Origin of the sequence: Flintibacter muris, from assembly GCF_943192995.1 — a bacterium.
Classification (GTDB): domain Bacteria; phylum Bacillota; class Clostridia; order Oscillospirales; family Oscillospiraceae; genus Lawsonibacter; species Lawsonibacter muris.
On sequence record NZ_CALPCP010000063.1, the window covers coordinates 1 to 12,268 of the forward strand.

At 53.9% G+C, this 12,268-nt stretch carries 10 protein-coding genes and 2 pseudogenes; all 12 read right to left on the reverse strand.

From position 1 onward, the window contains the following. Positions 1–621: 621 nt before the first annotated feature. On the reverse strand, positions 622–2,430 hold the full coding sequence (locus NFS22_RS21895) for an antirestriction protein ArdA (protein WP_478293288.1): 1,809 nt from the start codon (positions 2,428–2,430) through the stop codon (positions 622–624). A 213-nt stretch (positions 2,431–2,643) separates the two neighbouring features. Further along, positions 2,644–4,746, reverse strand: a complete 2,103-nt coding sequence (locus tag NFS22_RS21900; protein ID WP_251319800.1) for a DNA topoisomerase 3 — start codon at positions 4,744–4,746, stop codon at positions 2,644–2,646. After that, positions 4,747–4,944 (reverse strand): hypothetical protein, encoded by a 198-nt coding sequence (locus NFS22_RS21905; RefSeq protein ID WP_251319801.1) that lies wholly within the window; start codon positions 4,942–4,944, stop codon positions 4,747–4,749. Next, entirely contained in the window at positions 4,941–5,660 is a 720-nt protein-coding gene (locus tag NFS22_RS21910) for a DUF4366 domain-containing protein (RefSeq protein WP_251319802.1), read from the reverse strand. The genes NFS22_RS21905 and NFS22_RS21910 overlap by 4 nt, the downstream gene beginning before the upstream one ends. Next, positions 5,650–5,919 (reverse strand): DUF4315 family protein, encoded by a 270-nt coding sequence (locus NFS22_RS21915; RefSeq protein WP_251319803.1) that lies wholly within the window; start codon positions 5,917–5,919, stop codon positions 5,650–5,652. Before NFS22_RS21915 ends, NFS22_RS21910 begins: the two co-directional genes overlap by 11 nt. 65 nt (positions 5,920–5,984) lie before the next feature. Further along, positions 5,985–6,395, reverse strand: a pseudogene (locus NFS22_RS21920) (helix-turn-helix domain-containing protein); the annotation flags it as partial. A gap of 440 nt (positions 6,396–6,835) precedes the next feature. Then, positions 6,836–7,918, reverse strand: coding sequence for a virulence RhuM family protein (locus NFS22_RS21925; RefSeq protein WP_478293289.1), 1,083 nt, complete (start codon positions 7,916–7,918; stop codon positions 6,836–6,838). 8 nt (positions 7,919–7,926) lie between these two features. Continuing rightward, a complete protein-coding gene (locus NFS22_RS21930) occupies positions 7,927–8,406 on the reverse strand; it encodes a low molecular weight protein-tyrosine-phosphatase (RefSeq protein ID WP_251319804.1) in 480 nt (159 codons plus the stop codon). A gap of 139 nt (positions 8,407–8,545) precedes the next feature. Continuing rightward, a pseudogene (locus NFS22_RS24195) lies at positions 8,546–8,887 on the reverse strand (DUF1016 N-terminal domain-containing protein); the annotation flags it as partial. 123 nt (positions 8,888–9,010) lie between these two features. Then, the gene (locus NFS22_RS21940; RefSeq protein ID WP_251319806.1) at positions 9,011–9,760 is read right to left on the reverse strand and encodes a metallophosphoesterase family protein; all 750 of its coding nucleotides are present in this window, start codon (positions 9,758–9,760) and stop codon (positions 9,011–9,013) included. Between the two features lie 13 nt (positions 9,761–9,773). After that, entirely contained in the window at positions 9,774–11,402 is a 1,629-nt protein-coding gene (locus NFS22_RS21945; RefSeq protein WP_251319807.1) for a recombinase family protein, read from the reverse strand. Further along, a partial coding sequence (locus NFS22_RS21950) for a recombinase family protein (RefSeq protein WP_251319808.1) occupies positions 11,399–12,268 on the reverse strand: 870 nt, incomplete at its 5' end. The genes NFS22_RS21950 and NFS22_RS21945, both read right to left, overlap by 4 nt.

Here is a 12,268-nt window from a genome sequence, read left to right on the forward strand (position 1 = left end):
CCTCATCACCCGAGAGTATTTTACCACATTTCTCGCTTCTCCGCTACTTCTATTTTCTATCTTGGTGAAGTACTAGGCGTATCAGTGAATCCAAGATTTTCCTCAAATCCTCCTTGACACGCATCACAGTCAGAGTTATACTATATCATGCAGCAATGAATTGGGAAAATAGTGTTTTAATTGATTTCTATTATAACAGGCTTTCCCGAAAGGGATTGGGTATCATTTACAGGCTTATCGCTGTACCCCAGGCACGTTTTTGTGTCTGGGGTAAAAGTAAATGACCGTCCAATCAGATACTTTTTCGGGGAAGCCTGTCATGATCTCAGTTTGAGGGAGCGGGCCAAGGAAAGCCATACGACACAGCGCCGAGCAGGGTTGCCTGTCAGGAACCGGATTGGGTAGAACGGCAATTTACGGCGATGCCCGCAAAATCAAACTGAAGGAGATGTGCTATGCAAAACACAAAAACTGAATACAGTAACTCTGAGCGAACCCCTGTCGTTCTGCCAGAGATGGAACAACTGCTCCCGCCGTTAAGCGGAGAGCAGTTTTCTGCTTTGGAGAGCGATATTTTGAAAAACGGCTGCTACACCCCTATCGTCGTCAATGAGGATATGGTCATTGTAGATGGCCACAATCGCTTCCGAATCTGTGAAAAACACGGCCTGCCCTATCGAATGCTGGCATTACTGTGCCGCCTAACGCTTCAAAGCCCATAGCAAAGGGGGAAGTCCTTTCAAGGGCGTTAAAGAAGTCCCGGTATTGCTCCACGTCGCCTGTCAGCTCATTGTCGGTAATGCCGGGTATCTCTTTCCCCTCGGTCTGTGATACGTCGAAAACAGACACTACCTTATAAGCGGGGATTTGGATTTCCTTTGTTTCCATGACGGGCTTCCCGTCTTTCCCGATTACCGCCCGTCCTGTCTGCGGGTCTTTCTTCTCCACCTCCTGCCGGATTTTGTACGGCGACGGGGCAAGTATCTTGATTGACTTTTCATTCGGTTTCACATGGCGGTCAAATTCCTTTTTCCATTGCTGGAAGCCTTTCACGAATGTACCGCCCTGCATGGCGATCAGCATGGTATTGTTAAAGCTGTAATTGTGGAATTTGGATAAGGTTTGCAGATAGTCGGTATATTTCCCGCTTTCAAATACTCCCATAATGCCATGCTCCAAGCGGTCTGTGATTTCTTTCATTTTGTCAGCGGAATTGTTGGCGGTAAGGATAATCGGCTCAACCGGGCGCGGCTCAAAAATGGGTTCTGCCGCAGCTTCAAAATCGGATTTTTCCGGGTCGGGGCGTTCCGGCTCCGGGAAGCTCATAGCCCTGTATTCCTGCGGTATGTCGCTTTCGCGCCCGTTGTACCACTGTGAAAAGGTGTTGCCGTTGTTGTAGATATAGCCCTGCTCCGTAAACTGCCCCTTGTCTTTTCGTACCGCGTCATGCCCGTATTCCTCATACTTGAAATATTTCTTTGCTTCTTCGGGCAGCTCCAATTCGTCCAGCTCGTCAATGAGGTAATAGCCGTAGTCGGCTTCGGTTCGGACAGCGGGGTATATCCAGTAACAGTCAAGATTCTGTGCAAGGTTGATAAGGTCTTTCACGCTCCCGGCGTATTCCCCCAGCGTCACCGCCGCCGTGAATTTGTCCCTGTCCTCGTCGCCCTGCATGACAAGCAGATTGCCTAAATAATTCAGCTCGTCAATGGTGCTGCGCTGGATAACGGGAAGCGGCACGTCAAAGGGGTATTGTTCGGTGTTGGCAAAGCCGTTAATAAAAAAGTCCTGCGGGTTGTCCGCAGTAATGCCGACGCTTTTCATGGCTTCGTGAAGCTGCTCTGTGGTGGTCGGCATGGATAGCCACACGCCGCCCGGTTGCCCGGTTTCAAAGCGGCTGCGGCTGTCGATTAAGATTGAAAATGTTTCGCTCATTTGCTTTCTCCTTTCTTCGTTCATCATGCGGTGCATAAGGTCGTAATCATCAATGCTCATGCTCCCGTCAAATACATAGGGGTCAAAGTCCCCGTCCCGGTAAGGCTTTTCCGAAAAGGGAAGCCCTGCGGCATGGGCGGCTTCCCGCGCTTCCCCGATTACTTCCGGGGGAAGCCTGTCGTCGTGGGCTTCGATAAAGTCAGCGATACTGTTATAGCTGTTTTCATAGTGGCGGCGCACTCCGGCGGTCAGCTCCGCAAGGTTCATGTCCTCGCCCAAGTAGCCGCAGTAGTAGCCGTTAAGGACAACGGCGGCGGGGTCTTTTGCCTGTATCTCCTGCAAGCGTCCCCTGTCCTCCGGGGTGAGGGTGTCGTCGGTTTCAAGGTAGATGTAATCGCTGTTCCATGACCGCCCCTCACGCCAAAACGCCACCCACGCAATCCCAGCCCGCAGCTCGTCCTGATAGTCCCGTACCGCGTCCCGTAAAGTTGCCATAGCTCATTCCTCCTTTCCGTTGGGGCAGAAAAAGGGCGCGGCGTTCCGGCTCCTTTGCCGTACTACACCGCGCCCCTGCGTTCTGCCAAGATTTTTTGATTTTTTTAGAGGGTTTGGGACACTTCCCAACAAGCAAAATCCCCCGTCCAGCGCGTCAGCGTTGGCAGGGGATTTACGGAAAAGGGTACTCTTTTCCTATGCTTGCTAAAAAAGTTATTTTTTCTTTTGTATCTCAATCTTATAGTTGACGTACTTCCCGCCCGTATCGGCTAAAACAACGGTTCCGTCGTAGGTTTTGCCTGTTTTCGGGGAATACAAGCCCTTGACGTTTGCTTTGCCGGATTTTAAGAGGGCGGCGGCAATCTTCGCGGTAAAGGCGGTTTTCCGTTCCTCAAAGAAACGGTCGTTTTTCCACATGGTAAAGACGCACTCCCGGTTAGAACAATAATAATTCTTTTTGCCCTCCCGGACAGGGGAACCGCACCGGGGGCATTTGCCAAGAGAGGGCTTTTCGTCCTTATCCGTGAAATTTACTTTGCTTTTGTCGGCGGCGGTGTTTGTTGTTACCAGCTCCCGCGCCATAGCTTCAATGCCCGCCATGAAGTCCCCAGCGTCGGCGGCTCCCTTTGCGATCTGCGTCAGATTATTTTCCCATTCAGCGGTAAGCTGCGGGGAAGTCAGCAGATCGGGCAAAATGGAGATAAGGGCGTTTCCGTTTTCCGTGGGGATAAGCTGCTTTCCCTTGCGCTCCACAAAGCCGGATTTTACCAGCTTTTCAATGACAGCGGCGCGGGTGGCGGGAGTGCCAAGCCCCCGGCGTTCCGCGTCCGGGTCGGTGTCCCCGTTCCCGGCGCGTTCCATTGCCGACAAAAGGGTTGCTTCGCTGTGGGGCTTCGGCGGCGTTGTGAAATGCTCCGTCACCTCTGCAGCCGGGTTGATAAAGGTCTGTCCCTCGGTCAGTTCCGGCAGGGTAGTTTCTCCGTCGCCCTCTGTGTCCTCCGGGTTGGGCTTGCCCTTTAAGGTCGCCCGGAAGCGGCGTTCAATGTCTTTCCAGCCGCCCACAAGAACGGTCTTTCCGTGTGCCGTAAATTCTGAACCAGCGCAGGAGAAAACCGCCGTGACCGCTTCAAAAACGTGCGGCGCGGCGGCAGCGGATAAAAGACGCGCCCCGGCAAGGGTGAGGATATTCCTTTCACTTTCCGGCAGCGTGGCTATATCGGTTTTCGCAAGCTCCATAGTGGGGATAATGGCGTGGTGGTCGCTTACCTTGTTGCTGTCAAGGACGCGGGATATATCCGGGGTAAATGCCGCACCCTCCATAAAGGGGAGTTTGCCGGATAAGAGGGAAACGGTCTTTGCCGCCGTTTCGCCCATGTCGTCCGTAAGAAATGTGCTGTCTGTCCGGGGATAGGTAAGCAGCCGTTTTTCATATAAGGTCTGTGCAAGGTCAAGGGTCTGCTTCGCCGTATAGCCGTAAATCTTATTTGCTTCCCGCTGTAAGGAAGTGAGGTCAAAGAGCTTCGGCGGGGCGGCGGTCTTTTTTTCTTTGGTGAGGGAAGCGCATACCGCTGTTTCCGCTTCACAAGCCGCTTTCAGCCCGTCGGCGGTTTTCCTGTCCGAAATCCTCTCGCTTGCCGCTTCTGCGCCGGATAAATTAAGCCGCACATGGTAATATTTTTCTTTCTTGAAATGGGAGATTGCCGCGCCCCGGTCGGTAAGCATTTTCAGTGTAGGGGTCTGCACCCGCCCCACGTTCAAGGTCTTGTCATACAGGCAGGAGAAAAGGCGCGTCGCATTGATACCAATGATCCAGTCAGCCTTTGCCCTGCACAATGCGGAAGCATAGAGCGTGTCAAAGTCCCGCCCGTTTTTTAAGTCTGAAAAGCCCGCCTTGATCGCGCTGTCCTCCATTGAGGAAATCCATAAGCGGCGCATGGGCTTGTCACAGCCCGCAACTTCATAGACGAAACGGAAAATCAGTTCTCCCTCGCGTCCAGCGTCGCAGGCGTTCACAACTTCCGAAACGTCGGCGCGGTGCATAAGCTCCTTTAAGGTGGCAAACTGCTTTTCCTTGTCCTTTGATACGGTGTATTGCCATTCCTGCGGCAGAATGGGTAAGCTCTCATAATTCCATTTTTTATACTGCTCCCCGTAGGCGGCAGCCCCCGCAAGCTCCACCAAATGACCGACACACCAAGAAATGAGGTAGCCCCCGCCCTTGATATACCCGTCTTTTTTCTCTTTCACGCCAAGCGCAGCAGCGATACCAGACGCGACGCTGGGCTTTTCCGCAATCACTAATCTATGTGAAGTCAATCAAAAATCCTCCTTTCCTTTTTCCGCTTTTTTCTCTGATAACTTCTTGATACAGTACCCAATGCAGGGCGGCTCCCGGTTGTAGGAACAGCCCCGGCAGCGCGGGGGAACGGAAGCGGGCGGGGATTTTCCCCGCCGCCCGTCGCCCGGTTTCTGTATCATCATTCGTTCTAAGGGGTTGTCGGTGAACAGCGTCATTCCTCGTCGTCCTCCGTTTCCGTGTCGTCCCCCTCTGCGTCATCAGCTTCCGGCTCGTCCTCGTCGTAATCGTCAAAATCGAAATCGTCAAGGTCTGTGCCGCCTTTTACGTCCTGCTTCGGCTTCATAATCTTAAAGTAGTAGAACACGCCCCCGCCGCCAAGAAGTGCCACAATGAGGAATACCAAAAGCCCGCCCGTATTGTTTTTCTTTTCCGGCTGCTCTGTGGGTTCCTCCGTTTCCGGCTCCGCTGCAATGCCGCTGCAAGCGGTCAAATTGGTGCTGCATACCGGGCATAGGGTGTTGACCGCGCCGGGTTCGCATTTCTCCGTACAGTTGCAGACAGCGGGCGGCTCTGTTTTCGTTTCCCCGTCCTCCATGAGTGCCATAAGGTCGGCTTCGTCCACTTGATTGAGGAAATGCACGGTATTTTCTCCCTCGTCGTCCCGATCAATGAGGATATAAAAATAGTTGCCGTTTTTGGTCGTTACGGTGATAAGCTGCTTGTTGCCGCCGAAATCGTCTACAAGGGTCGCGTTCCCGTCCGGGGTAAGGGGTTCTTCCTTTTGGGGTTCCTCGTAGACAACGCCGCTGTCGTCGGTGGCATCCTCCGCGCCCTCCGGGACTTGTGCGTAGGCGGTAACAGAAAAGCCGCCCATAAGGAGAAAGGCGGCGCATAAGGTCAGTATCATGTTAAGGATTTTTTTATTCTTCATTCTCGGTTTCCTCCATTTCTTCATTGTCTGCGCCATGATAAACGGGCGCGGGTGCCATGCCGGGGATTGCCCCGCTTTTCAGCATAGAAGTAAGCTCCGCAGGGGAAAGGCGCATAGAGCGCACAAGCTGGACGATCTGCAAATTCTCCGCTTCGGTTTTCTGTGCTTCCAGCCCTTTCAGTTTATTTTGGTACTCGGTGATCTTCTCGCGGGTCTTTTCAATTTCCCGGTTGATACGGTCGATTTTGTTCATTGCCATAGTGTAAATACTCCTTTCGATTTTGAAAAATTTTATTTTAGTTCCAATTCATCAGCCCGTAGCCTTGGTTTTTCCTGCGTTGGATTATCCAATGTTGGATTTTCCAATGTAGGTAAATCCGGCGTAGGTTCTGTATGCGGCTGCTCATAGATTACATAATCAGCACCCCGCAAGCGTCCTTTTTCGTCGCGCTCCCGTGAACGGACGATATACCCGGCGCGTTCCAGTTCCTTTATGGCTTGCCGGATAGCGTCTATTTTTTCCCGGTTGATCTGTGACAGCCCCGCAAGGGTATAGTCCCAATCTTCGGGAAGTGACAGCATTTGGGATAAAAGCCCCTTTGCCTTTAAGGACAGCTCCTTATTTCGTAAATGGTGGTTGCTCATAACGGTATAGCCCCTGTTGCGTTCCACTCGGAAAACTGCCATAGCTTCATCACTCCTTTTCGTGGTCTTTGTTACGCAATAGAACCTCATTTTGGCGGGTTTAGGTATAAATCCCTTACTTCGTCAGAAATGTGTCTGAAAGTCCTTGTAAATCAAGGCTTTTTCTGCCCCTAATGCGTAACATGAGGGCATAAAAAAAGCGGCGTTCCTGTCCCTCCCGATTAGGAAGTAAGAAACGCCGCGTTTGCGTCGTATTCAGTTTTCATTTATTTTTTCAATGCTGTTGTGCTGTGGTCTTTGGGCTTTCTGTACTCGCAGGGGGTAGGCGCATATCAAGGCTCTTTCCCTCAAAAGTAGTAAATTGGTAGTAAATTCAGCTTGAAATCCTGCGTGTATGCCCGTAAATCAAGGCTTTTTTGAGATAATCAACCATTTTATATAAAAAATAATGCGGAGTGTCCCACAAGGATACTCAAATCCTATAAGGACACTCCGCATGCAATAAGTGGACAAAATCGATTTTTCGTATTTCAAAGCAGCGTCATCCCTTGACCGGATTGCCCATCCTCATCGGAGGCCGCACCTTGTTCCATGGCAAGAAAGCGGTCGTAGTCGCTCTCATATAATCTGTCCTGAATGATCCGATACTTCTCAAATTCACTTTCGGCATGAGCTTTTGCAATCTCGGCAGTGATTGTTCCAGCATTCGTCAGGATTTCCCGGTCATCGGCCATCAGGAAAATGTCCAGCCGCTTTGCCCAATCCTCCATTGTCATGGGAATGCGACGCCGCGCCCGGTCTTCTGCCAGATCAAGATAGGCGGACACGATACGTTCCAATGAATACAATTCATCCTCTGTCAGATAGTTTTTGGCAATAGATACATCGCTTTTCATAATCTTGCCAAGAGGCGCTTCTTTCCAGGAGGTCAGACCCATATGCGGCTGGTCCGCATCAGCCCGATAGTATATCACTTCAGCGGCGGTATGTCCATGAACAGCAAAATGCATCTTATTCTGGACTTTTGCGAAAAAATCCTTAGTCGTTTTTGCCGTTCTGTCATAGTCAAGAGCTGTGGCATAGATGTCTGTGATTTTCTGATAGAATTTCCGCTCAGACAGCCGTATCTCCCGGATTTTTTCCAGCTGTTCCTCAAAATATTTCTCTGTCAGAACGGTACCGCCATTTTTCAGCCGTTCCTCGTCCATGACCCAGCCCTTGATCGTGTAGTCCTTCACAATGGCGTTGGCCCATTTACGGAACTGAACAGCACGTTCATTGTTCACTTTGAAGCCCACGGCAATAATCATTTGCAAATTATAGTGATTTACCTCGCGGCTGATCTGACGGTTCCCCTCAGATTGAACTATCCGAAATTTTCGGATAGTTGACCTCTCCTCTAACTCGGAATCCTCGAACACCTTGCCGATGTGGTAATTGATAGTTCGTACATCTACATTGTACAGCTCCGCCATCATCTTTTGTGTAAGCCAGATATTTTCATCCTCGTAACGCATTTCGATGCTTTCTGCGCTATCGCCTGTGGACGCTACAAAAGTAAGATATTCAGCGGCACTGGAGCGAATTGTGATGTTATCTTTCTGTTTTTTTATCCGCTCGCTCATTTTACGATCTCCCCGCTCTGATCCCGGCTTATGAGCCAACCCAGCAACCGGCTGCACCCAACTGACACATCCTGCCAGGTAGTTTCGAAGTCACCCGTATACCAAGGATCGGCTACATCGCTGGGGCGGTCGGTAAACTCCATCAGCAGATGCAGCTTGCCATCGAAATCGCCACCGCAGATGCGGTGCATATTTCGCAGATTGGCCCGATCCATTCCAATCAGGAGGTCGTACCGCTCGTAGTCCTCGTTCCTCAGCTGGCGGGCTGTTTTGCCAGCACAATCGATTCCATGCTCGCCCAGTTTGCGGCGGGCCGGAGGGTAGACCGGGTTGCCGATCTCCTCGGTGCTGGTGGCTGCGGACTCGATGAGGAATTCCGACTCCAGCCCCGCTTTCTTTACCAGGTCTTTCATCACGAACTCGGCCATTGGGCTGCGGCAGATGTTTCCATGGCACACAAACAGGATCTTTGTCATTGGCTATACACTCCATGCTGGCGGTGTTTTCTTCAGTATAGCACACTTCATCCGCAAAGTCGAGGACGATTTCCAGATGAGCATGATCCGCAATTCTCTGCTGGAGCTCCAGCTTCGACCAGCCGAACTGCCCAACCGCTTTGATATACCATGCCCGCTCCTGGGTGGACAGCTCCGTCTCCAGGATAACCACATTTTGAGTCCAGCCGATGGCCATGGCCTCAGCCAGCACCTCTGGTACACTCTCATAGGCGCGATAGAACTCCCGCATCCGGCGCAGGTTCCGGGGGGAGAAGCCGGAGGCGTCAGGGTATGCGCCGCACAGATACTCCGCCGCTGCAACAGCGGCGCCTTTCTCTGGCCTGTCGCTGACCAGCCGGCCAATCTCACAGTACAGTTCCATCTGGGGCAGGTCTGCCGTCATCAACGTATCCAGCGCCGCGAACATGGTGCTGTAGTCAACAGGTTTTCTGACGTTCATTCTGGTTTCTCCTTTCCGGCGCGGGTGCGCCTGTTTTTTATTCTCTGGAGTTTGAAATCGCCAACGAGCAAACCCTCGGTCCCCCGAGGGCTTGCTCCTTAGCGGTATCAGGTTATGCCGTCGTCACTCCCATTGCAGTTCCACCATCTGTTCCCATTGGACGATGAAGCGGTCATCTACCACGCAGTTGCAGTGGTAGTGACCCAGGAACCAGCAATCGAATTGGCACCATCGCTTGACCATCTGGAGGAAGTCCGTCAGCCGGTCCGGGGTGTAGCTTTGATCCAGCTTCTGCTGGATGCTGGTGGGGGCGCAGTGGGTCAGGATGCAGTTCACTCGCCAGTTGACCCTCTCCAGGTTCCTGACAGCCTCCTCGTATTCCTCCTCAGAGGGCATCTCCTGGGGCCACCAGGAGACGCCCTTCACCCGGAATATCTGCCGCGTCCGGCGCTTGAACCAGTATTCCTGCTCGAAGCCGGGGGACGCCGGATCGAGGATGCCGTCCTGGATGTCGTGGGAGGCAGCGCCGCCCATGGTGAAGAAGGATATTCCGTCGATCTCGAAGACCTGCCCACGCATCAGGTGGAGGACGTGGGGCCGGACATAGTGGACTTTCCCACCCTGCCACTGGTGGACGGGAAGTTCACTGAGCCTATCGAAATTTTCGTGGTTTCCGTCCACAAAGAGGGTGGTAAACGGCTTTTCCTCCAGCCAGTCGAGCCAGTATGCCTCCCTGGGTGAATCGTCCCACACGCCCCCGAAATCGCCTGTGACGACCGCATAGTCGCTGCGGCCCATCTGCTTTTGCTGTGGGAAATTTTTGGTGTTAAACCGTTGGAAGCCGCCATGGGTGTCGCCGGTAATATAGATCATGCAGTCTCCCTCCCTATATCGTCTGCGTGATCTCAGTCCCATCCTTGAAGCAGATGAGCAGGGTGTCCTTGCTGACCACCTTGATGTTGCTGACCAGCTGGCGAACGGTGACCTCGTCAAACTCTGTGATGGTCCCAGCCGTCTGCGCCAGCTCGTTGGCGATGTCCTCCATCCTCCGGTCGAACGCGGCGGCGGTTCGGCCCTTACGCTCCAGCTCCGCCTTCTTCGCCATCAGCGAGGTTTTCGCCATATTGACCCGCTGGATCTCCTCGTCATATTCCAGGCAGTCGGGTCCGGCGCTGACGGCCAGCTGGAACAGCTCCAGCTGACGCTCCGTGAGGCTGCGGATCTGCGCCTCCAGCGTCGGCAGGGACAGCTCCCCATCCTCCCCGGCGAGGGCGGCGGTGATGCTTGCCTCCAGCGCCTCCTTTGCGGTCTGGGCGTGGAACAGCTCGTTCATGGCGGCGGTCACAGCGGCTTGGATGTCCGTCTCATTCCAGGTAGGGGACTTCTTGCAGATCTTTTTCCCATGCTCCAGGCGGTTGATGCAACGCCAGACGATCCGCTTACCCTCGGGTCGGCTCCACACCACCCGGCGGTAGGGGCTGCCGCACTCGCCGCAGACCAGAAGCTCGCTGAGGACGTATTTGCCGCAGTATTTACCCAGCTCCGTCTTGGCCTTGGAGGAGGTCTTCCGCAGGCTGGAGCGCCGGGCCAGCTCCTCCTGCACCCGCTGGAAGGTGTCCCGGTCAATGATGGCGGGGTGGCACTCGTGGACGTAGTATTGGGGCAGCTCCCCCATGTTCTTTCTCTGCTCGTGGGTGAAGAGATCCGCCATGAAGGTCTTCTGGAGCAAGGCGTCCCCGATGTATTTTTCATTTTGCAGCATCTTCCTCACCACACTGTCGTGCCAGGAATCACTTCCCTGAGCGGTTTTGACGCCGTCCGACATCAGGTCCCGGCAGATCTGGTGGACGCTCTGGCCCAGCAGGTATCGGGCGAAGATCCTGCGAACGATGGCCGCCTCATCGGGGTCGATCTCCGGCAGGCCGTCCGGCCCCTTGCGGTAGCCGAGAAAGCTGGCGTAGTGGTAGTAGACCTTGCCGTCCTTGAAGTTCTTCCGGTGGCCCCACTTGACGCTGCCGCTGAGGGATTCGCTCTCTGCCTGGGCCTGACTCATCATAAAGGTGAGGATCATCTCGTTATCCATATAAAGGGTATTTGTGTTTTCCTTCTCAAAGAAGACGCCGATTCCCTTCCGCTTCAGCTTGCGGACGGTGTCCAGACCGTCCAGGGTGTTGCGTCCGAAGCGGGACACCGATTTGGTAATGATGAGGTCAATTTTACCCCGGTCGCAGTCCCGGAGCATCTTCAAAAACTCCTTGCGCCGCTTCATGGACGTGCCTGTGATGCCCTCGTCAGCGTACAGGCGGACCATAGTCCATTCCGGTGTGGCGGCGATCTTCTCGGTGTAGTAGGCGATCTGGGCGTTGTAACTGTTGAGCTGCTCCTCACTGTCCGTGGATACCCGGCAGTAGGGGGCTACCCGGAGGTGCTTCTTGTGAATGTCCCGCTCTGTAAGCTGGGGATTGGGAGGAATGACGGTGATCCGCCGCTTCTGGGGAGTCTGTTGTGTGGTCATGTGGTTTGCTCCTTTCCTATCATCGTTCCGTTGGTCAGTTCCAGTTCTATGTAATCCTGTCCGCCGATGCGGATGGCCTTTACCGCCTTTGCCAGCAGTTCCCGCAGGTTGCTGTCACTGACGGGACCGGTTTCCAGGCGCTCCCGAAGTGCCTCCATATCATGAACCGGCGTGAGATCCGGCAGGACAGCGTACTGCTCCGCGGCGGCGGCGAAGATCAGCGTCTTCATGTAGTCGGGGTTGATATCCGAGCGGTTGAAGCACACGTTCAGCTCATTCTGGATGCGCAGAGCGTCTGCGGAGGGGGCAGCCTCCGGTGCGGGAGGCGGTGTCAGCAGGTTATGGGTGTTTGCCAGCTGGCGGAGCCGCTGGGATACCCGTTTCTGCACCTCCTCATCGCTGGTGCGGACGATAGCTCCGCAGTCTGGATTGGCGCATACCCAGCGGGGCCGGCCATGGGACTTGGTGTCCCGCGCGATTCTGCTTCCGCATACCGCGCACACGGCTTTTTCCCGAATAGGATTCAGCTCAGCGGGGCAGGGCGTGTAGTCAGTTTTGTCCTCCCGCTGGATTTGCGCCGCGAGGAACTCCTCATCGCTGACGAGACGTGGGTAGACGCCTGTCCCCAGGTATTTCCCATTCTCCAGAATCCGCTTGACCATGTGCTTATTCCACTGGCTGGTATGCTGGTGGTAGGGGATGTTTCCTCTGCTCATCTCCTCCGCGATCCTGCCGAAGGAGGCCCCCGCCAGGTAGCGGGTGAAGATGTTCTGAACCGCGTCAGCCTCCGTAGGGCAGGGGACGGTTTCGCCGCCCCGCACCATATAGCCGAAGGGGGTCTTTCTCTGCCATGCCATTACCGTACC

Excerpts from the sequence above, each read along its gene's own strand:
- NFS22_RS21895 (WP_478293288.1), bottom strand. The coding sequence starts at position 2,430 with ATGGCAACTTTACGGGACGCGGTACGGGACTATCAGGACGAGCTGCGG.
- NFS22_RS21905 (WP_251319801.1), bottom strand. The coding sequence starts at position 4,944 with ATGACGCTGTTCACCGACAACCCCTTAGAACGAATGATGATACAGAAA.
- NFS22_RS21910 (WP_251319802.1), bottom strand. The coding sequence starts at position 5,660 with ATGAAGAATAAAAAAATCCTTAACATGATACTGACCTTATGCGCCGCC.
- NFS22_RS21915 (WP_251319803.1), bottom strand. The coding sequence starts at position 5,919 with ATGGCAATGAACAAAATCGACCGTATCAACCGGGAAATTGAAAAGACC.
- NFS22_RS21930 (WP_251319804.1), bottom strand. The coding sequence starts at position 8,406 with ATGACAAAGATCCTGTTTGTGTGCCATGGAAACATCTGCCGCAGCCCA.
- NFS22_RS21940 (WP_251319806.1), bottom strand. The coding sequence starts at position 9,760 with ATGATCTATATTACCGGCGACACCCATGGCGGCTTCCAACGGTTTAAC.
- NFS22_RS21945 (WP_251319807.1), bottom strand. The coding sequence starts at position 11,402 with ATGACCACACAACAGACTCCCCAGAAGCGGCGGATCACCGTCATTCCT.